The organism is Calothrix sp. PCC 6303 (assembly GCF_000317435.1).
Classification (GTDB): domain Bacteria; phylum Cyanobacteriota; class Cyanobacteriia; order Cyanobacteriales; family Nostocaceae; genus PCC-6303.
In genome coordinates this window covers 6,738,269-6,761,157 of record NC_019751.1, presented here as the reverse complement: position 1 = coordinate 6,761,157, position 22,889 = coordinate 6,738,269, and the positions used below count along the sequence as shown (strand labels likewise).

Annotated in this window: 18 protein-coding genes and 2 tRNA genes; 8 read left to right on the top strand and 12 right to left on the bottom strand. The window is 41.6% G+C overall.

Going from position 1 to position 22,889, the window contains the following annotated elements:
- Position 1: 1 nt before the first annotated feature.
- Entirely contained in the window at positions 2–1,126 is a 1,125-nt protein-coding gene (locus CAL6303_RS27475; RefSeq protein ID WP_015201107.1) for an ABC transporter ATP-binding protein, read from the bottom strand.
- 396 nt (positions 1,127–1,522) lie between these two features.
- Here CAL6303_RS27475 and mrdA point away from each other — a divergent pair, with 396 nt between their 5' ends.
- On the top strand, positions 1,523–3,385 hold the full coding sequence (gene mrdA, locus CAL6303_RS27470; protein WP_015201106.1) for a penicillin-binding protein 2: 1,863 nt from the start codon (positions 1,523–1,525) through the stop codon (positions 3,383–3,385).
- Positions 3,386–3,706: 321 nt separating this feature from the next.
- Positions 3,707–3,994: an ATP-dependent metallopeptidase FtsH/Yme1/Tma family protein gene (locus CAL6303_RS27465; RefSeq protein ID WP_339374023.1), complete on the top strand. Its 288-nt coding sequence runs from the start codon at positions 3,707–3,709 to the stop codon at positions 3,992–3,994.
- 145 nt (positions 3,995–4,139) lie between these two features.
- Here CAL6303_RS27465 and CAL6303_RS27460 read toward each other — a convergent pair.
- A tRNA-Val gene (locus CAL6303_RS27460) sits at positions 4,140–4,212 on the bottom strand.
- A 139-nt stretch (positions 4,213–4,351) separates the two neighbouring features.
- On the opposite strand from CAL6303_RS27460, the gene CAL6303_RS27455 reads away from it, so the two are divergent.
- Complete coding sequence (locus CAL6303_RS27455) at positions 4,352–4,996, top strand: metal-binding protein (RefSeq protein WP_015201104.1); 645 nt, start codon at positions 4,352–4,354, stop codon at positions 4,994–4,996.
- Positions 4,997–5,258: 262 nt separating this feature from the next.
- Here the strand turns inward: CAL6303_RS27455 and CAL6303_RS27450 are convergent, their stop codons facing one another.
- A complete protein-coding gene (locus CAL6303_RS27450) occupies positions 5,259–6,482 on the bottom strand; it encodes a DUF58 domain-containing protein (protein ID WP_015201103.1) in 1,224 nt (407 codons plus the stop codon).
- Positions 6,483–6,780: 298 nt separating this feature from the next.
- On the opposite strand from CAL6303_RS27450, the gene CAL6303_RS27445 reads away from it, so the two are divergent.
- The 4 genes from CAL6303_RS27445 (at position 6,781) to CAL6303_RS27430 (ending at position 9,839) form a co-directional block, all read left to right on the top strand.
- Entirely contained in the window at positions 6,781–8,004 is a 1,224-nt protein-coding gene (locus CAL6303_RS27445) for a type IV pilus twitching motility protein PilT (RefSeq protein WP_015201102.1), read from the top strand.
- Positions 8,005–8,223: 219 nt separating this feature from the next.
- Positions 8,224–8,589 (top strand): ferredoxin thioredoxin reductase catalytic beta subunit, encoded by a 366-nt coding sequence (locus CAL6303_RS27440; protein WP_015201101.1) that lies wholly within the window; start codon positions 8,224–8,226, stop codon positions 8,587–8,589.
- Complete coding sequence (locus CAL6303_RS27435; RefSeq protein ID WP_015201100.1) at positions 8,586–8,984, top strand: DUF309 domain-containing protein; 399 nt, start codon at positions 8,586–8,588, stop codon at positions 8,982–8,984. The genes CAL6303_RS27440 and CAL6303_RS27435 overlap by 4 nt, the downstream gene beginning before the upstream one ends.
- A gap of 423 nt (positions 8,985–9,407) precedes the next feature.
- Entirely contained in the window at positions 9,408–9,839 is a 432-nt protein-coding gene (locus CAL6303_RS27430; protein WP_203225941.1) for a 1-acyl-sn-glycerol-3-phosphate acyltransferase, read from the top strand.
- Between the two features lie 41 nt (positions 9,840–9,880).
- Here the strand turns inward: CAL6303_RS27430 and CAL6303_RS27425 are convergent.
- The 3 genes from CAL6303_RS27425 to pds form a co-directional block, all read right to left on the bottom strand.
- Positions 9,881–9,972: transfer RNA gene (locus CAL6303_RS27425), tRNA-Ser, on the bottom strand.
- 200 nt (positions 9,973–10,172) lie between these two features.
- A complete protein-coding gene (gene crtB, locus CAL6303_RS27420; protein ID WP_015201098.1) occupies positions 10,173–11,105 on the bottom strand; it encodes a 15-cis-phytoene synthase CrtB in 933 nt (310 codons plus the stop codon).
- Complete coding sequence (gene pds, locus CAL6303_RS27415) at positions 11,089–12,531, bottom strand: 15-cis-phytoene desaturase (protein WP_015201097.1); 1,443 nt, start codon at positions 12,529–12,531, stop codon at positions 11,089–11,091. Before pds ends, crtB begins: the two co-directional genes overlap by 17 nt.
- A gap of 120 nt (positions 12,532–12,651) precedes the next feature.
- On the opposite strand from pds, the gene nagZ reads away from it, so the two are divergent.
- Positions 12,652–13,740 (top strand): beta-N-acetylhexosaminidase, encoded by a 1,089-nt coding sequence (gene nagZ, locus CAL6303_RS27410; protein ID WP_015201096.1) that lies wholly within the window; start codon positions 12,652–12,654, stop codon positions 13,738–13,740.
- A 109-nt stretch (positions 13,741–13,849) separates the two neighbouring features.
- Here the strand turns inward: nagZ and CAL6303_RS27405 are convergent, their stop codons facing one another.
- From CAL6303_RS27405 to CAL6303_RS27380, 6 genes are all read right to left on the bottom strand, one after another.
- Positions 13,850–14,374, bottom strand: a complete 525-nt coding sequence (locus tag CAL6303_RS27405; protein WP_015201095.1) for a hypothetical protein — start codon at positions 14,372–14,374, stop codon at positions 13,850–13,852.
- Between the two features lie 314 nt (positions 14,375–14,688).
- Positions 14,689–17,655: a DNA polymerase I gene (gene polA / locus CAL6303_RS27400; RefSeq protein ID WP_015201094.1), complete on the bottom strand. Its 2,967-nt coding sequence runs from the start codon at positions 17,653–17,655 to the stop codon at positions 14,689–14,691.
- Positions 17,656–17,708: 53 nt separating this feature from the next.
- Positions 17,709–18,539 carry a TlyA family RNA methyltransferase gene (locus CAL6303_RS27395; RefSeq protein WP_015201093.1) on the bottom strand — a complete coding sequence of 277 codons (831 nt, stop codon included), beginning with the start codon at positions 18,537–18,539 and terminating at the stop codon, positions 17,709–17,711.
- Positions 18,540–18,759: 220 nt separating this feature from the next.
- Positions 18,760–19,269, bottom strand: a complete 510-nt coding sequence (apcB, locus tag CAL6303_RS27390; RefSeq protein ID WP_015201092.1) for an allophycocyanin subunit beta — start codon at positions 19,267–19,269, stop codon at positions 18,760–18,762.
- 579 nt (positions 19,270–19,848) lie between these two features.
- Entirely contained in the window at positions 19,849–21,234 is a 1,386-nt protein-coding gene (locus CAL6303_RS27385; protein WP_015201091.1) for a UDP-glucose dehydrogenase family protein, read from the bottom strand.
- Between the two features lie 394 nt (positions 21,235–21,628).
- Complete coding sequence (locus CAL6303_RS27380) at positions 21,629–22,564, bottom strand: UDP-glucuronic acid decarboxylase family protein (RefSeq protein ID WP_015201090.1); 936 nt, start codon at positions 22,562–22,564, stop codon at positions 21,629–21,631.
- Between the last annotated feature and the right edge of the window lie 325 nt (positions 22,565–22,889).

Sequence of the window (22,889 nt, the reverse complement as noted above, 5' to 3'; positions counted from 1 at the left end):
TTTACCCAATTGGTATTCCATCCGTTTCCGTCCACCATGCATAAATTGGCATGTCGGGTTCTGGTAAAATTCCAAAAGTGTTTGGTTGAGTCACGGTGATTCGTTTTCCTTGTGCCAACTCAACGATATAATTAACGCGAGTTCCTAAATACATGACATTAATTAACTGCCCTTCAAAACAGTTAATCTGAATACTTGGTCTATAAAGCGATAGTTGAATTTTTTCAGGACGGATACTAATAGTTACTGATTGAGATAAATCTGTTGGAGATGATTCACTACGGGCAACAACTATTTTTAATCCGGTTTTAGTTGTCACCTGAAGATTATCAGCTTCAATCCCGGTAATTTCACCTTCAAATAGGTTGGTATCACCAATAAAATCAGCGACAAAAGCAGTGCGGGGTCTTTCATAGATTTCACTGGGGGTTCCTATCTGTTCCACTTTACCCTGGTTCATTACGGCAATGCGATCGCTTAATGACAGCGCTTCCTCCTGGTCATGTGTCACCATAATAAAGGTCAACCCTAAGTCTCGATGCAGGTTCGATAATTCAACCTGCATTTCCTTACGTAATTTTAAATCTAAAGCTCCCAAGGGTTCATCTAGCAACAACACTGCCGGAAGATTTACCAACGCACGCGCTAAAGCAACCCGTTGTTGTTGCCCTCCAGAAAGCTGCGATGGAAAGCGCGATCGCAATCCGTCCATTCTCACCAATTCTAAAGCCTCGTTTACCCGACTTTCTAATTCTTTTTTACGTATTTTTTTTAATTTCAAACCAAATGCTACATTTTCCCATACACTTAAATGCTTAAATAATGCATAACTTTGAAATACGGTATTGACGGGACGACGGTAAGGTGGAACATTAGTCATAGGCTGTCCACAAATTGATACCTGACCTGCATCAACTGTCTCAAAACCAGCAATTAAACGCAATGTAGTAGTTTTTCCACAACCGGAAGGACCTAAGATGCTAAAAAACTCACCTTGCTTAACATCCAAATCAACTCCTTGTACGGCTGCTTCTTGGTTAAAAAATTTAAAAACATTCCGTAACTCAACACTAAGCGGTTCTAAAACCGCCGCATTTTCCTGTTCTTGTGTTACAGATTGAGACATAACTCCAATTTTTAAGTATTTGTATGTAGACTACCCAAGTGATTCAAGTTACCTAAACCTCCTTCATTATGAAAAGTGAAGTTTTGTCATTGAATAGACCCGCAGCGGCTTCCCGAAGCATCGTAAGCTCAACATCTAGTGCCTTGTGGCAGACTAGCATCAGCCACTAAGATTGGCTACACCGACTCATAGTCCTGACTTAAAAACTACGATTCTCACTCAAAATAGATCAGATTTAAACAGTAATTCAAAGACACCTTGGTCAATTGTATCCATCAAAATCAATTACTTAGATTATCTTTAAAAAAATCAGGGTAATTTTCACTGAAATACCGGGTTAAAGCCCTACCAGACTGTATAAAGACAACGTTATTATTTAAAATACATATTTTTCTTATGGCTTTGTTAGAATCTCCACTTAGCAAAAACAAGGAAACACGTAGCGTCGGACGTGGAAACCAAGCATTATTCTTTATCTTATTCACCCTTGCTGCTTTCATCGCTATAGAAGTAAGACTTGCTTACCTGCAAGTAATTGATGGCTCTAAATACCGCTCTAAAGCCCAAGCTAACCGAGTCAGAGTAATTCCCAAGCAACCAGAAAGAGGTAATATTTTTGACCGTAATGGTAAGCTGATTGCCACAACACGGTATCCTCGTTCTGTCTACTTGTGGCCCATGGCACATGAAAAAGACCCACAACGATGGGCAGAAATGATTGCCCCCCGTTTGTCCAAAATCCTGAATATGACTCAGGCTGAAATAGAGCAGAAGTTGGAGGAAGCTGGACAAATTCCTAATTCCCCCAACTCATCCTTGTTGGTACGTATTGCTCGTGACATCAATCAATCTCAAATCACAGCACTCAAGGAGTATGAAGACGAACTTCCCAATGTGGAAATACATACCGAAGCTGTACGATATTATCCCCATGGTACAGCGATGGCGCATGTCATTGGCTATACACGAGAATTGACTCCTGAACAATTAAAAGAAAGGGAAAAAGAAGGCTATCGCTTGGGTGATGTCATTGGTCAGATGGGGGTCGAAAAAGCCTATGAAAAGGAGCTACGAGGCGAATGGGGTGGGCAAGAAGTTCAAGTTGATGGTCGGGGAAGACCCCAAAATATCTTAGGTGATAAGCCCGCAAAAGCAGGTAAAGATATACGCTTAACTATTGATTTGAATGTACAATTAGCGGCTCAAAAAGCTCTAGCCGCCACAGGTCAGCGGGGAGCAATAGTTGCTATAGATCCGAATAATGGCGGGGTTTTGGCGATGGTTTCAAATCCTGGCTTTGATCCCAATATTTTCTCCAAACAAAAGGTGACTCAAAAAGACTGGGAAACCTTACAAGGCAAAAATCACCCCCTTGTTAACAGAGTTTTAAGTGTCTTTCCCCCTGCTAGTACCTTTAAAATCGTCACCACCACTGCTGGATTAGAGTCTGGTAAATATAATCCAAGTACTGTATTACCAACCTACGGATCTTTAACAGTGGGTGGTGTCACATTTGGTGAATGGAATCATGCCGGATTTGGTCCTTTAGGATTTCCCGGTGCGATGGCACATAGTAGCGATACTTTCTTTTATCAAATTGGTAGGGGAATTGGTGGTCCAACTCTAATTGATTGGACAAGGAAATATGGTTTTGGTGAAAAAACTGGGATTGAATTCTTTTGGGAAGAGTCCAAGGGTTTAGTTCCTGATGACACTTGGAAGCGAAAAGCGATGAAAATCCCCTGGACTGTAGGTGACACCATCAATATGTCCATCGGACAAGGGGCATTACAAACCTCCCCTCTACAGGTAGCCATTATGTTTGCTGTTCCTGCCAATGGTGGTTATCGTGTCAAACCCCATCTACTCAAAGATAATGAAGAATCAAAAAATTGGCGAACTTCAGTGGGGATGCAACCTTCCACTGTAAGAATTCTTCAAGATGGCTTGCGAAAGGTAATTACTGAGGGTACAGGTAAACGGTTAAATCTTCCAACTATCCCCCCCACAGCAGGTAAGAGTGGTACCGCTGAGGCTGGTACTGGTCGCCCTAATCATACTTGGTTTGGTGCCTATGCTCCCTATAACAAGCCGGAAATCGTTGTGGTGGCATTCGGGGAAAACTCTGGTGGGGGTGGTGGTGCTTTTTGCGGTCCCCTAACACTACGAGTTTTAGAAGAGTATTTTCAGACTAAGTATCCTGGTAAGTATGCAAAACCAGAAAGAGAAGTTAGTAAGGAGAAAGTTCCAGGAGATTAAAAACAAGTAACGAGTGATGAGTAATAAGGGTGTTTGATAAGGGGGATTTAGACAAGGAACGTTTGTGGGGGAAGTTTCCCTCACCGAAGAAGCAGAGGGGAAGGGGGCTTTTAGCAGGGGGAGTACCCTGTTGTGGCTTCTGGAAGTAACAACCTATACCCATACCCGACATTTTCTTTTGCACCACAGATTTTTTATGAATTCATAACCTCTACAATCCACAGACTCAACAGCCTAGACTTAAACCCCCAAAGTTAGGGGGTGGGGTTTATCTAGGACTTGCATTGTTTTTTAAAATTGGGACTAAAAAATGTTTGACGTATGATAATGCAGAGACTTTTGACAATTATTATTCTGCTGACCTTAAGCGGGTGTATTCAAAAGCCAGTGATGCCAAGAGAAACTTGGGAATATGGCAGGTTTGTTCAGGAAGTAAAAAACGGCAAAGTGGAGAAAGTTAGTTTAACCTCAGATAGAACGACAGCGATTGTCAAGGTTAAGCAAGACCCCGATTTAAAAGAGGTTAGCTTGATTCAAGACCCCAATTTAATTAATATTCTTTCCCAAAATGAAGTGGATTTGAGTATTTTACCGCCAAGCGATAGGTAATTGGTTGTCAGTTATTTCCCGGTTTTGCGGTGAATGCGATCGCGTTCACCGTTTGATGATGGTTTATCATCGGGTGAGACGAAGCTTTCTAGCTATGACATCTATAAAGTTATAGGAGTTCGCTCTAAAACTATAAATATTTTGATGGACGGTACAGGACTCGAACCTGTGACAGCCTGCTTGTAAGGCAGGAGCTCTACCAACTGAGCTAACCGTCCGTTTTGTTTCGCCAAGATATAATATAGCAAACTTTTTTCTATAGCGCTAGTGTTTTGGAAAAAAGTTTTGAGATTAAGATCTGCATGGGGCTGTGAAAAATACTATACTTGCTTAGAAAATAAGACAAAGTACCCAAATATGCCCTCTGGAAGAACGCACGATCGCATAACTATATGGGGTTTACCCATGGTGGTGGGGATGACATTCTGGCATACACGTAATGGTAATCTCACCTTATTACTTGCCAGTGGGTTTATGTTGGGTGGGTTGATGTTTGGTCCCGATTTAGATATTTACTCGGTACAGTATCAGCGCTGGGGTTGGTTACGTTGGATTTGGTTGCCTTATCAAAAAAGTTTGCGACATCGTTCTTTTTTATCCCATGGTCCGGTGATTGGGACAACATTACGAGTACTGTACTTTGTCATGATTTTGCTGTTGCCGTCATTGATATTGTTGGTGGTAGTCGAAAAGCTGGGGAATATGGCTTTAAACTGGCAACAACTAACTGGAGAGATTATGCATTCCCTTCTTGTCTACAATCAGGAATTTCTGGTGCTATTTCTTGGTTTAGAACTGGGGGCAATGAGCCACTATGTCAGTGATTCTGTTGGTTCTGCCTATAAACGTTACAAAAAACAAGGTATTCAAGGATTATTAAAGACAAGTAAAAAGCGCAAACCTGCAATCCGTCGTCAAGTCAAAGGCAGGCAGCAGGTAGCAGGGGGCAGGGGGAAATCTCAGCTTAAAATTGCCACAAATCGGACAAAAAATAAAAAATAATTATAGTCGGAATACTTAAAAGTAAACTTCTAAGGGCAAGCGCAGGTTACGTGAAAATAATTTAATTCAAATTCCCACAGGCTATACAAAGAAACCCTGCCACTCAAAGAGAAGCCGCTATGTCGTAAGACGACACGCTACGCTACGCATCTACCGCACGCTAAGAACGAGTTTAGCCCACGGAGTTGGGCTTTCTCCGTGTAGCGATACCCTTCCAGGGCATTGGTTAAAAAAGTGGGATGTTTCCAAAGCTAACAGTCTACTACATCATAGTTTTTTGCAATTGAGGTTGCAGAACTTCATCAGCTTGAATAATCATGCCGGGAAAATCTCGGTTAATTGTAGTTGTTTGCGATGCTGTTGTAGAATTTTGCCACAGCACCCAACGGCTACCACTGGGAAGATTTTTTAATGTTAAAGGGTTGGGAGTGAGCCAAATAATTGGGTGACGGGGTAATTCCCTAGTGACAGCATCTTCTTGGGGATAAGTCGCTGCGAGGATTTCGAGTACAGTGTCATTGGAAGAGGAAAGGGGGTAGCCCTGTAATTGATTGTTCTCCCCTGCACCCTGCTCCCTGCTCCCCTGCTTTTTCACGATGCCAGTCCCCGCAGTCCATAACCGAACATTCATTGCCTGATGTTGAGCATAAAAATATAGGGATGCAGCAGCGGTTACAGCTTGCTCAAAATTCTCGCTTTCCCAGGTGGCAGCAGTATCTAAAGCGATAATGACATCTTTTCCCCCCGTCACTGCTTCCAATTCTCGTACACGCAATTCGCCATAGCGGGCGCTTGTACGCCAATGTACCATCCTAATTGGATCTCCCATCCGATAGGGGCGCAAAGACCTTACAAGACCCTCTGTGGCAGCTTGCCAGGGGCTACCGCTTGGGTCGCTTTGTTTGCTATCATCTCGTCCCATGGCATCCACTAGGGGACAGTTAGTTAACTTTAGGACTTCTGGATAAACTATGGCTGTAGCGGGACATTCACGAGGACGACGGCACCAAAATAAACCTAGAGGTGCGCCACTTTGGAGTTCGACAGTTTGCCAGCGGTAAATACCTCGGCGTTGGGTGGGATAATAGTATTGCCAATGGTGATTGTTGTTGGATGCGATCGCATAAATTGCAGTCTTCACTTGTTTACCCAAAACCAAGGGCAATATATCCGTTACTTGTAGCAAGCTAACCTCTTGTTTACCAGGATTACTCACTTCTATTTCCACCAATAAATCTTCCCCGGCTGTCACTGGTAGAATCGCACGACGTTTTAACTTTAAATTAGTCAGCGATCGCGGTGGTAAAATTGCCGAAATCACTAGTAATGCCACACTAATCCCACTAATGGCATACAACCATCCAGCCATCGTATTAATTGCCGCTCCAAAAAAGCAAATACAGATAGCAATTAACACCCAACCCGCATAGCTAGGAAAACATGCGCGAATTTCTAACCAGTTAACAAGACGTTTAATAAGTTTCATAGTGTGAAAAATTCCCTGCACAACTGTAACAATTATCTGGTGACGTTCTCATCACCAGCTACTAATAATTAATTTCTAATTTGCTTTCCAAATTAACCTATCAATACCTAGAATTCACACTAGCTAAGGATTTTTATGAAATCACTATGAAGCCAGAGGCAAAGCTGTGTACTTTAACTGAGATGGGTGTACATTAGCTAATCTAAGTAGGTTCACGGTTAACTAAAGTAGAAACAGGCAAGCTGCTTGATCTTCTGTAACCATCAACCCAATCTGATCTGCCTAAGAGGAAGCAGTAATGGAAGAATCAACCGCGTCACCCTTTCAATCACCAAAAGTCTCTAACTTTCCCACCCCAAATCAGCCGCCAATTCCAAGGTTGCTGCCAAAAATAATGACTATCGAACAAATTGTTCGGGATGCTTATGCTCAACAAGCTTCAGATATTCATATTCGAGTCAGTGAGGTGCCACGGCTACGGGTTCGCGGACAAATGGTGATTTATAGCAAAGGGGAAATAATTACCCCCCAGCATTTTGAAGGCTTTCTAGCGGAAATTTTGACCCCTTCCCAACAACAGCGATATGCTGAAACCAAAGAACTGGATACGGGAATTTTTTACCCGCAACTTTTGCGATGTCGGGTGAATTGTTTTCAAACCTTGACTGGTGGAGCGATGGTGCTGCGGTTGATTACCTTGGACGTTCCTTCCATCGACAGTTTACGATTGCCAGCAGTACTTAAAGATATTATTACCAAAAAACAAGGCTTAGTTTTGGTGACAGGTCCCACAGGTTCGGGAAAATCCACAACTATGGCGGCAATGATTCGTTTCCTCAACGAAACAGCCCAAAAACATATTGTGACTATCGAAGATCCGATTGAATATGTTCACACTTCCCAAAAATCCCTCATTAGTCAGCGGGAAGTAGGTTTACACACCCACGAATTTCATGATGCTTTGCGGTCAGTTTTGCGAGAAGATCCAGATGTGATCTTAATTGGGGAAATGCGTGATCGCACTACGGTGGAAACGGCACTAAAAGCAGCACAAACGGGACACCTGGTAATTGGTACGCTTCACACCAAAAATGCGATCGCTGTTGTGAACCGCCTACTAAATATCTATCACCCCGATGAGCAAGCTGCTATACGTGTCCAAATCGTCGATTGTCTAGTGGCAGTTATTGCTCAACAATTACTACCCACTGTCAACGGCACCCGTACTGTTGCCTTAGAAATTTTACTCAACACCCCAACCATGCAGGATTGTCTGCTTAAAGGTGAAGACAGTGAAGCTTATGAATTGATGGAAACATCGACTTTTGATGGAATGCAAGTCATGAACCAAGCCCTGTGTGAATTGATGCTCACTGGACAAATTAGCATTGAAGAAGCTGTAAATGCTTCTCCAGATGTGGGAGATTTACGTAGAAGAGCCAGAAATAACGGATTTAACCCCAGCCAATCCACCAGGCGCGACCCTCTGGAAGATTATAATTTTAATTACAATCCCAGATAAAGCGGTTTATTCGCTAACCGCTAGTAGTTGAGAAGTCGAGTCTTAAATCGTTCCTTATACTTCCTGCCTCCCCAGCTTCCCCTGCCTCCCCTACCTCCCCAGCTTCCCCAGCTTCCCCTGCCCCTTATTTAAAATATATGGGGAACTTTCCCCAGTACTTGCATCTGTAGGCTGCGGTACAATGCAAAGAAACATTGAAACTTACGAGATACCGATCCTATGCTCTCACCAGAGGTTAGCACACAGTCCACCGACAAAAATCTTGAAGCGATGCGGCATTTTTCCGAGCAATACGCAAAGCGCACAGGTACCTATTTTTGCTCCGAACCTTCCGTTACTGCTGTTGTAATTGAAGGGCTTGCCAAACACAAAGACGAACTGGGAGCACCTTTATGTCCTTGTCGCCACTACGAAGATAAAGAAGCCGAAGTTTCAGCTGCATTTTGGAACTGTCCCTGTGTACCAATGCGTGAGCGCAAGGAATGCCATTGTATGTTATTCCTCACCTCCGACAATGAATTTGCTGGACAAAGCCAAGAAATCTCCCTCCAAACCATTAAGGAAGTCCGGGATACTATGGGATGAGTGCAGAAATGCCAGAGGAATATTGGCTAGGCATAGAACAGTTCAACACAAGACAGTTTTATGCCTGCCATGACACCCTAGAGGCTCTGTGGATTGACTCAACAGAGCCAGAAAAAAGCTTTTATCAGGGCATTTTACAGATTGCTGTAGCCCTGTATCACTTGGGGAACAAAAATTTACGCGGTGCGATGATTCTCCTTGGTGAAGGTAGTAATCGTCTCCGCCGTTACCCATCTGTTTTTGGTGGGATTGATGTTGATAAACTACTGGATCAGAGTGTTGCGTTGTTAAAGGAATTACAACAAACTTCTTCAGATGCAATTGCATCGATTAATTTAGAAATAAATTCTAGTCTTTCTCTACCTGTAATTGTGTTAGCTGAAGAAGATAAGTAGTATTGACACTCTGCCCTCTCAAGAAAGGCAGATTCTTTAAGACTTGCTTAAAAGGGATAGTCAAATATCCCCCTAGACGCTCAAAACAACTAACACTCATGTGTCATTGCGTAGTTTGCTTCTCCGTTTCGTAGTATGGAGCGTAAAGCCCTTTGGGCATACAAGAAACGCTCTATAGCCCTGCGGGCATCCTACGGTAAGCGTTCCCGTAGGGTAGCGGAATGAAGCATAAGCCCTAGCCCTTTCAGGGCGGCTTCGCCTTTCTTGAATGCCGTAGGCTATACGCAAGAACTTGGATATTACGGGATTGCTACCCTGCAGGATGCAAGCAACTTCGTTCCTCTAACCTTAGGTTCGCAAGCTACGCAACGACGATTGAGGATTTTTTTACTTGGAATACTTTGCTCTGATTTCGATACTTTTTTGCGACAAAAATTGCGATCTGTGGTAGCTGAGGATTATTTTCTCAAGAATTCTCTTCTAGCCTGGTTTTCCCTAAATATTCTCAATATTATTAGTCTTAAACGTCACAATTTAAGTCACCGCGAAAACCCATTACTCAGTTGCTCAGAAGCTCTATCTCAGGGTGATATTTTAATTATCTATCCAGAAGGAACTAAGGGAGAGCCACACTCTTTAGCGCTCATTTGGCTAAAACTCACCCTCATATTCCTATTTATGGATGGCTTAAGAAAATTATTACCAAAAGGCGAAATTCTTTTAGTTTCTTTCCTTTACGATATTTTCGTTGAAGAAAATATTGATTGGACAGGCATCAAAAAAAGCTTTATGGATTTGTTAAATCAGCTAATTCAAAATTTGGCTTCACAGGGGAAGTTTCCATCATGGGAATAAGTGATTCACAACCTCACAAAGGTCTAGGAAGTATCCTAAAACGGAGAGGGAGGGATTCGAACCCTCGGTACGGAGTTACCTGCCGTACACCGGATTAGCAATCCGGCGCTTTAGACCACTCAGCCACCGCTCCAGGCGTACAAATAATAAATGTACTTAATGTTGACTTCTTTGTCAACCCCCAAAATGAATAAAATCTGAGATAGTGGAAGGAAGAAAATAATTGGAAACCGGGTTTGGGAATCAAGCCGAGAAAAATCTGATGAATCTAAATTTTGGGCTGTGAAAAGCCCGGTTTCTTTTGGAGTGTAAATTGCCCTAAAAAGAGTACTTTTAGAGGACTTGCGATCGCACCCAAGCCAGAGGCAAGCTAATTAGTTTTTGCCATTGGGGGACATAGGCGCGTTGACTAAAGGTATTGTAACCGTTGCTTTCGATTTTACCTAAAATCCGGCTGTAATGAGTTAGTGCTGCCCATACTGGCAAACGAGCATCAGCAGATAGGTGACTGATTCCTTTTTCTGCTTGAACATAATATTCTCTAGCCCTGGCGATTTGGAAGCGCATTAGAGCTTTCCAACGGTCATCAACGACACCAGCGAATAGTTCTTCTTCGGTGTAGTTGAAGCGTTGTAAGTCTTCGAGGGGAATGTATATTCTGCCTCGCCTTGCGTCTTCACCAACATCTCGGAGAATATTGGTAAGTTGGCAGGCGATGCCGAGTGCGATCGCTTCTTGACTGGGGATATAGGGCTGCTGATGGCAGTTCCACGGTGTGGTGTAACGTTGGTTGTCTATGCCCATGACGGCTGTTGACATTAAACCAACGGTACCAGCGACGCGGTAGCAGTATAGATATAATTTGTCAAATGTTTCATATCGACTTCGATACAAATCCATTCCTTGACCAGAAATCATATCTCGAAATGGTTGGATATCGATGGGAAAACGCTCTAGGGCATCCACCAAGGCGACATCAAAGTCATGCTGGGGTATGCCAGCAAAAATCGACTCTAGCTGCTTTTCCCAGTCTTCCAGGGTTTCGGGAGTGGTAATGGCAGCTAGTGGTCCGTCCACCAATTCGTCGGTACGCCGGCACCAAGCATAAATTGCCCAGATCGCGCTTCGCTTCGCTGGACTCATCAGCATTGTGCCGAGATAAAATGTTTTGGCGTATTTAGCTGTGAGTTGGCGGCAAAGTTGGTAAGACTCTTCCGCAGAGACGGATATTTTCATGCATGGGGGGGAATCAGGCAGTTGCAGCATTCGTTGGCTGAAGGGTTTGCGTTTGCTCTGGCGAGGGTTTCGCGGCAGGGGACGATGCATTTTGTGCGATCGCTTGCGCTGTTAGTTTACCAGAAAGCACGGCACCTTCCATGCTACCGAGGAATGGTTGCATGGTGTAACTCCCCGCAAGATAAAAATTGTTAATGGGTGTTACCTGGCTCGGGCGATAATCTTGGCGGTTGGGAGTCGCTCTGTAAACTGAACGTGGGGTTTTAACTATTTTTTGCTTAAGTAGTTTTGCTGGATTCTCACTACCGAAATGTTGGGGAAAAAGTTTTTCCAACTCCACTAGGGTAGCTTCTAATATGTCAGCTTCTGACTTGTCGATCCATTCGTCTGCTGGAGCAAAAATTAGCTCTAGCATGGAACGATCGGGGTTAGCATACTCTTTACAGGAGTTACTCATGTCAGCGTAGACACTAAGTAGGGGCGAACGGGAAAATAGCAGGTTATCAATATCCGTAAGTTTACGGTCAAACCATAAATGGATGTTGATTACTGGCACCCCTTCTAAACCATCAAGTTTTTGGAAGAACTCGTTTTGCCGCCAAGTTTCGGGTGTCATGACTTTCATCACATCTGCTGACATGGCGGATACATACAAGTCAGCTGTGATGATTTCGTCTTCTGCCCCATTTAAACCTCGAATCAAGTAGCCTTTAACGCTACCGTCTTCGTTGAGTAAAATCTGTTTTAATGGTGAATTTACGCGGACTTCGCCACCTTGGGATGTAATATAATCTACAAGTGGTTGACATAGGCGTTCGGTGGGTGAACCATCCAAGAATGCTACTTGTGAACCATTTTTTTGCTGTAAAAAGCGACTCAAGGCTGTTAAAAGTACTAAGGCTGAGATTTCATCAGGGTTAATAAAATTGAGTGATTTTGCGGCTGCAACAAAGATATCTTGTTGAACATCATCACTCACACCTTGGAGTTTTAACCATTGTGAAAAAGTATATTTGTCTGTAGAGTCAACGTACTTTTGTCCACGTAACATTGCTGGGGCTAACCCTTTTGCCAATTCAATTTTTTCCCCCAAACTTAGCATATCGTTGTTACGCAAAATTGCCGCAATTCCATTGAAAGGGGCTGGTAGGTTGGGAAAATCGAATCGGCTGTAGGTTCCTGGTTTTTCTGGCTGATTGAAGATCATCGAATGCTCTTTCCATTGCAAACGGTCTTCGATATCCAGTTCTTTGAATAATTGCAACATGTTAGGGTATGCACCGAAAAAAGCGTGCAACCCAGTTTCGTACCAGTCGCCATCTTCGTCTTTCCATGCTGCTACTAAGCCTCCCAAAACATCCCGGCTTTCCAGGACAATGGGAGTATGACCAGCATCAGTCAGATATTTAGCACAGGAAAGACCTGCTAGACCTGCTCCGGCGATCGCTACTCGCATTTATCTTACTTTCTTTAATATTTATTAAGGGTTTTCCGTTCTTATTATACGTTGCATTACGTTACATTTCACATTTTGGCGTTGTTGTCCGAGAATTAAGCTAAATTTCAGCTAATTTTTATGACTTCATTGGCACACACAAGGAAATTTGGTCATCATCTAATTTTGGGTGTTTCTGGTACAAAATTAAGTGATGATGACAAAAAGCTTCTCAGGGATTTAAATCCTGTAGGGGTGATATTTTTTGCGGCGAATTTTCGTCAAGATGTCCCTTACGATGCTTGGGTTGAAAGTTTGGGTGATTTAACGAATCAAGTTAGGCAGTATGCAGAACGCGATCGCATGTTTGTCACAATAGACCATGAGGGGGGTCGGGTGGTGCGTTCTCCTTTACCGATTACTCGGTTTCCCTATGCTGCATTTTATGGGGAAAGATCATTTGCTGTGGGGAAAGCGACGGGAATAGAATTAAAATCCCTGGGAATTAATGTATCTTGGTCTCCAGTGGCGGATATTTTTTCTAACCCTAATAACCCAATTATTGGACCAAGGGCTTTTGGTGTTACGGAAGATACTGCTGCCCTCCATGCTGTTGAGTACCTCCAAGGACTTAGGGAAGCGGGAATTACTGGTTGTGCCAAGCATTTCCCTGGACATGGGGACACTAGTACTGATTCGCATTTGGAGCTACCAGTATTAAACCTCACTAAAGCCGAAATGCGATCGCGTGAATTGATTCCTTTCCAAAAATTGATTGCAGCGGGTGTCCCATTGGTGATGACAGCACATATTTTGTTTCCCAAAATCGATGCAAATGCACCTGCGACTCTTTCAAAACTAGTTTTAAAGGATATGTTGCGTCAGGAATTAGGTTTTTCCGGTGTGGTGGTGTCGGATGATTTGGATATGAAAGCTGTTGCTGATTTATTTACCCACCCAGGAACAGTTGCACAATCTGTAAATGCAGGGTGTGATCTATTTATTGTTTCTCGCAACTTACCAAGTTCTACGGTTGAAAGAGTTTATGCGATCGCATCTGATTTTGCAACTTCTTTGAGTAACGGTAGCTTGCATGAGTCGGTTATTTCTAGTGCAAAACAAAGAATTGATGAATTACTTGCCATCACACCTCAATATTCTGTCAGTTTATTAGATAAAAATACCCTACTAGCTCATGCCGAATTAGCAATCGATTGTATGATGAATTAGACTTTTATAGGTTCGATATAGAGACAAGACATTTACCCTGAGCGTGTCTCGGCTTCGCTCGACAGCCGTAGTCGTAGGGTGTCGCGTCTCTCTTACTATTCAATTGTTTTTAAAAATTTTCACTATCTGAAGTAACCTTTGATTCCCCAGCCTTCATAGCTTCACTTTCATTTTTTTCAATAATCAAACCGTAGATATTGACTAACATTGCCGAAACATAAATAATAAAAGCTAGCCAAAATCCTAAACCATAGCTCACTAAAATTAGACCAGCCCCTTCCTTGGCAACTGTATCATCAATTTTTGTTTTCAACATTAATAACAGAATAAAACCTGCTGCTGCCGAACCTGTCGGGATAATACCACTTCTTTTAATTTTAATAAAGCTGCTTCCTAATCCCACCAATCCTGAAAGAATTGCCAGTGCCGCTAAAGGTTCACCAGGTATTTTTTCCGATTTTGATGGTGAACCTAATATACTTGGTGTCCTAACTTCCTTACCCCCAGCTAATTCAATTCCATTAAATGTTGTTAGCTGCTGTTCTTGGCAAGAAACTGTGGTAAATGGTAGGAAGAAACAAAATAAGCCGAGACTAAATAGCGCTGGTGAAGTTTTTCTGACGGCATTATTCATAAAAATTTACCTAATTTCAGATTTTAATACTAATTAAATACCAGTTTTTAGTATATTAAACTATTTTTTTTTACATTTTTTAGACTAGATTTCAAAAATTATACCAATTCAAAAAATGATTGCAACATATAGACAACCAGTAGGGGTTTAGCACTGCAAAAGCCTCACCCACTCATCTGTCTCATTCTTTCTGAAAATTGGTATTAATTCTGATTTAAGTACCTGGACAAAAATATTTACAGTCATTATGCTCGTAATGACATTCATTGTACAATTAATTCTATCCAACCACTTAAGTTGTTAAAATCCTAAACCTACTTAGTTTCCATCCAGTTGTCACCAGCATGAACTTCCACTAGTAATGGAACTGTTAGTTTGAGTGCATTTTCCATTGCTAATTTGATTTTTGGTTCCAATTCTTGCCATTCATCCGGTGGAACTTCAAATACTAATTCATCATGGACTTGTAATAATAACCGTGCTTGATAATCTTTCAAAACTTTGTGCATTTCAATCATGGCAATTTTGATGATGTCAGCACTAGAACCTTGAATTGGTGCGTTAGCTGCTGCACGTAATAATCCAGCATCGTAGGGACCCAAATTTTTTAATTTACTCAAGTCTATTTCATCAGGATTTACACCTTTGAGACTTAAGAGGCTATTCCCATTAAACTCTAAATAGCGACGACGACCGCAAATTGTTTCTACGTAACCTTGGGAAATTGCTTGTTTTTTTACCCCTTCTAAATATACAAAGATTTGGGGGTAGCGGGTGTAAAAACGCTTAATGAATTCATTAGCAAGATTTTTATCAATACCTGTTGAACGGGAAAATCTTAAAGAACCCATTCCATAAATCACACCAAAGTTAATTGTTTTGGCAACTCTTCTTTCATCTGCTGTGACATCATCTTTTTCTAGGATTAATTTGGCGGTAATTGTATGAATATCTTGATTATTTTGATAAGCTTCTACTAATACGGGTTCTTGGCTTAAATGTGCGAGAATTCTTAACTCGATTTGGGAGTAGTCAGCAGCTACCATCAACCATCCTGATTCTGGGATAAATGCTTTACGAATTTGCCGACTAAAGGCTGTACGAATGGGGATATTTTGTAAGTTAGGATTGGATGAAGATAACCGTCCGGTAGATGTGACAGTTTGGTTAAAATCAGTATGAAGTCGTTGTGTATCTGTACGGACTAATAATGGTAAAGCATCAACATAGGTAGATTTTAGTTTTGCTAGGGTGCGATTTTCTGTAATTAACTCAACTAACCCACTTTCATCAACATCACGTAACTTTTCTAATGTTGCTGCATCTGTAGAGTAACCTGTAGGAATTTTTCGAGAGTATTTAGTACTTAAACCGAGTTTTTCAAATAGAATTTGACTAAGTTGTTTGGGTGAACCTAGATTAAATGCTTCCCCTGCAATTTCGTAAGCTTGGATTTCTAGTTTTTTTAAGTCTGTTTCTAGTTGTTGAGAAAGTTCTGCTAAATATGCAGAATTTACCCTAATTCCTTGATGTTCCATTTCCGCTAAAACTGGTTCTAGGGGAATCTCGATTGATTCTAATAGTTGTTGCAGTTGGGGAAGTGTTTCCAGTTCAGCTTTTAATTTTCCTACAAGTTGGTATGTTGCATGAACTTGTAAGCAACAATAGTATCCAACTTTGGCAATATCAACATCACCTATGGTTTTACCTTTGGGAACTAAGTCTTGATAGCTAATTAGGGTTAAATCCAAATAGCGGCTGGAAATTTCATTTAAACTATGTTTTGCATCAGGGTTAATTACATAACTTACCAGCATGGGGTCAAATATGACTCCAGCTAAGTTAATTCCTTGACAACGAAATATTGAGCGGTCAAATTTTGTATTCTGAAAGGTTTTGGGATATTTTTCACTTTCGAGGATCGGTTTGAGAAAATTTAGAACAACTTCTTTATCTAAGTTATTACCTGCCGTGTGGGTAATAGGAATATATGCAACTTGATTAGGTTCGCTTCCCCAACAACAACCGACTCCAACTAATTCAGCATCACGAGGTTCTAAAGCACTGGTTTCTGTATCCCAAGCAACTGGTGTTTCTCGATTTATTAGTTTTTTGAGGATTTTAACTAATTCTAATAATTGATCCTCTGTATCAACTATCCAAGGTTTAACTAAAGCTTGAGTTGCAATGATGGAATTTCTCGCTTTATCGGTTTCTTCAGCACTCCAAAACCACAAATCAAAGTCATTACTATCGTTATAAATAACATCTTTTTGAGGTTGCTTTTCCTCTTCAGCTTTTGCAGTTGTACCCCCAAATCGTTGCTGAATCTGATTAATCTTCCCTAAAAAAGAGTTTAACTCTAGCTTTTCTAAAATGGGAATCAAATGACTTTGATCAAAACCTTGTAATTTCGTTTTTTCCAAATCGATATCTAAAGGTACATCTAAAATTATTTGTGCAAGATAACGGGATTTTTCCGCATCTTCCTTACCTTCTTGCAATTTCTTTTGAGTTGCACCTTTAATTTCATTTAAAGAAGCATAAATATTTTCTAATGAACCATAGGTATTGAGTAGTTGAACTGCTGTTTTGTCTCCAATTCCCTTAACACCTGGAATATTATCTGAAGTATCACCACAAAGAGCTTTATAATCAACTACCTGTGAGGGTAAAATACCCATGCTTTCTTTGACATCATCGGGACTAAATTCATTTCCTCCAGTTCCGTTGCGTCGCAGTCCTTCTTTATTCAGATAAAGAACAGTAATTTTTTGATTTGTATCTATGAGTTGAAATAAATCCCGATCGCCTGTGAGAATTTTAACTTGATACTGGTTTGCTACGGCTTTTTGAGCTAAAGTCCCTAAAACATCATCTGCCTCGTAGCCAGGAGATGTAATAATTTGGATATTTAGAGATGCTAATAACTCTTGGAGATTTGCCAAGTCAATAATAAAGTCTTCAGGTGTCTCTTTACGGTCAGCTTTGTAAGTTTCAGCAGCCTCATGGCGGAAAGTTGGTAAACTGAGATCGAATGCGATCGCTATATTCGTCGGTTGATGTGTCGCTATGACTTCTAGTAGAGATTTGATGAAGCCAAAACAAATACTCGTCGGAATTCCCGTCTTTGTCCGCAAACCGCGATCGCTTCCCTTTGCAAAGGCATAATAGGAACGGAATGCCAAGGAATGTCCATCTACTAAGATGAATGTGGGTTGGGGTGAGGAAGGAGAATCAGAAGTCAAATGATTTTCGTTGGTTGTTAAGGATATGTTCATATTTTAACCGTTACCTGTTCCCTGTTCACTGTTCCCTGTTCCCTGTCACCTATTCACTGTTTCCGAATTTCCGCGACAGCAGATTTTGTCAGTTCTTTAATTTCCCCTAACTCTGGAGATGGAATTACACTCTCCATCTTCAACCATAGTAAGTATTCGATATTACCCGCTGGACCAGTAATTGGCGACCAAGTTAAACCTTGATAACCCCAACCTAAGTTTTCTGCTGTTTGCCAAACTTGAAAAATCGCTTCTGCATGGTCGTTAGGGTCGCGGACAACCCCCTTTTTTCCCACACGTTCTTTACCGACCTCGAATTGTGGTTTCACCAGTAACAGGGCTTCTCGTGGTGCTTGGGAAAGTTGCCATAAAGCGGGAAGAATCTTGGTAGCCGAAATAAAAGATACATCTACGACAATTAAGTCTGCGTATTCTTCGGGATTCGAGTGCTGATTATTATATAAATCTGCGGCTGTCAAATGCCTGATATTAGTCCGTTCTCGTAGAACCACCCTCGCATCATTACGTAACTTCCAATCAACCTGTCCATAACCAACATCGACACCGTAAACCAACTTCGCACCAGCTTGCAGCAAACAATCTGTAAATCCTCCAGTGGAGATGCCTGCATCCAAACAGATACGTCCTGCCACATGAATATCAAAAACCGTCAAAGCCTTAGCTAGCTTCTCTCCACCACGAGAAACAAAACGGGATTTTTGCTTGATTTTGATTTGCGCGATCGCATTCACTTCTGTACCAACTTTATCCACTACCATACCATCAACCGTCACCTCCCCAGCTTGAATTAGTCGTTGTGCCAAACTCCGAGAAGGGCAAAGATTTAGTTCTACCAGTAAAGTGTCAAGCCGTTGTTTAGCCATTTGCGATGGAATGCGAAAAGCATTAAGTAACTTAAAGTAATATTCACACCAAATCCAGATAAAAAAGGGTACAGCATCACTGTACCCCCACAATTAGCTGACATAAGTAATCGCGCAGAATTATTTACACACAAGTATTTAGTCTGGATAAGGGTTTCATGCCTTAATATTGTGTAATTAATTTTGTTTAACTACTTACTATGTGCAGCTAACCAAATATCTAAATATCGGTCTCGCTCAACTCACGAGTAATATAATCAAAAGGCTCATCCACAAAGCCAGTATCAGCCACACCACTAGCTGCAACCTGCGCTTTGACAATATCCTTCATAATTTGGATTCCGCGAACCGTAGGACCGATGGGAACACCCAAAGAATTATAAGTTTCCCGCAAACCTTGTAACACGCGCTCGTTAAGTACATCCATATTTCCGGCAACCAATGCATAAGTTGCATAACGGAGATAATAATCCATATCCCGCAAACAAGCCGCATAACGACGAGTTGTATAGGCATTACCACCTGGACGAATCAACTCAGGCAGTTCATCAAATAAAGCTAAACCAGCTTGCTTGACAATTGCCGCAGCACTCCCATTTACTGTCGCTGCTGCCTGTACCCTTTCAGTACCGCTAGCAAAATAGGATTTGAGGCTATCAATGGCAGTGCGATCGAAATATTTCCCCGCAACGTCATAATTCTTAATTAAACTTGTGATTGCATCGCGCATTCCTTTATCTCCCAATCATTCCTATCTGTATGATGTGATATTCATTTAGCTGCTTTGATACAAAAAATGCATCCGCAACTGTTTTTATGCTGCTTTTGTGCCAGCCAATGTGAATTTTAGGCACAAAAAAATCATTGGTCTACTAAGGATTTTAAGGCAAAGTTGGTTCCGGTGAAATGCACTGAGATGATTTGTATGGTTATAGCCGGGTAAAGCTTAATATAAGCTTTAGAAAAAAATTCTGTATTTAGAAGTACAAAAGAACTCACTATTAATCTTTACCGTGGTTAAGGGTAGAAGGTCAATCTACTCATCAATTAACCAGCCTGCCATTTATCATTGGTGTCAATTTAAGCTACAGATGTCTTATTTGCTAGCTTCCATACCCGCCGAGGAGTTCATTCCTAGTCGGTATCTGGGTTTCGCGTTAAGTTTACACGTATGAGCATTGTTAAACCGCTACAGATTGTCTATGTGTTGCAATGATTTTTCAATCAGTATAATTACACATAAATTCACATAAATTATAAAGACGTAGCACTGCTACGTCTCTACGAAGTTTGTGGGGAAAAAATCAGTTTATCTGCCAACCCCAATATATTGGAAACCTGCTCTTGTCATAACTTCAGGATCGAGGAAGTTACGACCATCAATCATTACTGGGTGACTCATTAATTTTGCCATTTTGGCGTAATCCAAGTTGCTAAATTGCTCCCATTCTGTGACTAATACCAAAGCATCGCAACCATCAGCGAGTCTTTCGGCATCAGTTTCTACCAAAACACCAGAAAGTCCGTGACGCATACCAGTTTGGGAGATAATTGGATCGTATGCTTTAACTTTTGCACCTAGACGGTTGAGTTGTTCAATCAGATTCAAGGCTGGAGCATCGCGTAAATCGTCTGTGTCAGGCTTGAAGGTTAAACCAAGTAAACCAACGGTTTTTCCTTTGAGAATTTTTAGTGCTTGTTGGAGTTTTTCTAGGGCAATTAAGCGTTGACGTTCATTAACGCTAACAGCAGCTTTGAGAAGTTGGGCTTCATAACCGTAGTCATCAGCGGTATGAACCAATGCTGAAACGTCTTTGGGGAAGCAGGAACCACCCCAACCGATACCAGCATTGAGGAATTTGTTACCAATGCGGGAGTCTAAACCGATACCTTTGGCAACTTGGGTGACATCAGCACCAACGCGATCGCATATGTTGGCAACTTCATTAATAAAGCTAATTTTAGTGGCTAAGAAAGCGTTAGCAGCATATTTAATCATCTCAGCAGAGCTAAGATCTGTGGATAATATTGGGACTGGAGGTAAAGATTGATTCTCCGCAAATTTCCGCTCAACAATGGGAGAGTAGAGTTTCTCCATTAATGCGATCGCTTTCTTGCTATTACCACCTAAAACTATGCGATCGGGATTAAATGTGTCGTATACTGCTGAACCTTCACGTAAAAATTCAGGATTACTAATCACATCAAACTCAGCACTTTCTGGGAGACGTTCTGCGGGTGCGCTTCCAGCTGTAACTAGTTGTTTTTGGCGTTCAGCAATGCCATCTAGGACAATCATCCGTACCCAGTCACCAGAACCGATGGGAACTGTGGATTTATTTACAACGACTTTGTAACCACCTGTTAAATTAGCACCGATACTGCGAGCTACAGCTTCAACATAACGGGTATCACTTTCACCAGTTGGTAGTGGGGGTGTTCCTACCGCAATAAATAAAATTTCACCATGGGCAACACCCGCAGCAATATCACTACTAAACTCGATTTTGCCACTTTGAATCGCAGCCTGCATAATCTCTGAAAGTCCTGGTTCAAAAATGGGTGATTGCCCAGATTTCATTAACTTGACTTTCTCTTCGTTATTGTCGATGCAAATTACATCATGTCCAACATGTGCTAAACAAGCACCTGTCACCAAGCCAACATAACCGGTACCAATAACGCAAACACGCATGTTTTATTCCTCGCTGTTTAGGGGTGGTATTCAATAGACGGTTTTTCACTCGCCAAATTTTGGATAGAGTTGAATTCCCGCAGACAATTTAAGGATCTTGGGATCTAATGGATTGAAAATAGGAGATTGGAGTTAGGGTATTTCGACAAACTTCTTAGGATTCACAATTGAATAATATACATATCTTGTGGAATGGGCAGCGTTCGATGGTTCCTGAGCCTGTCGGAACGAAGTGTACCGGAGGTAAGGACTGAGCGCTCCTAGTTATGGAGATAGGATTGCCTACTCCACAAAATCAAAACTTGCATTTTATTTAATATGTATTCCTTAGTTAGATTGGTTGCCCTTTTGCTTGCTTTAGTGTACCCAAGTGATTGCCATTACTTCCCATCAATTACTGACTATTTTCGATCCGAGAACGGAAATCTTCTATTGTCAGTTTTAATCCTTCTTGGAGAGCAACAGTAGGTTCCCAATCTAACAAGGTTTTTGCCTTGGTGATATCGGGACGACGACGACGCGGATCATCGGATGGTAAAGGTTCAAAGTTGATATCTGAACCTGGATTTACCAAATCTCGGACAGCTTCTGCTAGTTGGAGTATTGTGTATTCTCCAGGATTCCCAATGTTGACAGGACCAACATAGTCACTGTTCATCAAGCGAATAAAGCCTTCAATTAAGTCGGAAACGTAGCAGAAACTCCGGGTTTGTGAACCGTCACCGTAAACTGTTAAAGGTTTTTTACGTAATGCTTGGGCAATAAAATTACTGACTACGCGACCGTCATTTTCTAACATCCGTGGTCCGTAGGTATTGAAAATTCGGACTACGCGAATATCTACCTTATTTTGGCGGTAATAATCGAAGGCTAAGGTTTCTGCAATACGTTTTCCTTCGTCATAACAGGAGCGTATACCGATGGGATTGACATTACCCCGATATTCTTCGCTTTGGGGATGAACGTCAGGATCTCCGTAAACTTCGCTGGTGGAAGCTAAGAAAAATCTGGCTTTGACACGCTTTGCCAAACCCAGCATATTCATAGTCCCCATGACGTTGGTTTTCACGGTTTTTACTGGGTTGTACTGATAATGTACCGGGGATGCGGGACAAGCCAAATGGTATATTTGATCTACTTCTAACCTAATTGGTTCTGTAATGTCATGACGGATCAAATCGAAGTGGGGATTTCCTAGCCACTTCATAATATTTTCCTTGTTACCTGTATAAAAGTTATCTAAGCAAATAACTTCATGTCCGGCATTCATCAATCGATCAATAAGATGGGAACCCAGAAAACCAGCTCCACCCGTCACCAAAATTCTCATAATTTCCTTACTGCGTATAGAAGTTCGAGCTAGCGCGATCGCTTAGTAAATCCCAAGGAGTATCGCTTTTCCTTAGAATACCCAGCTATGTCGTAAAAATACAGCATAAACACGGTGTTCTTACTCATTTCTCTAGGATGACTTATGAGTAATGACTGTGGTTTTGTACTTTTTTTACTAGTATAGCTAGTCACCATAGATGCTAAAATAAATACTACTTAGGCAGTTAAAAAACAAGTAATGAGTAACAACCAATAAGTCTCCTTTGTAACCGGGATTTAGACAAGTTGCATCTGTGGGGGAAGTTTCCCACAAAAAGCCACCG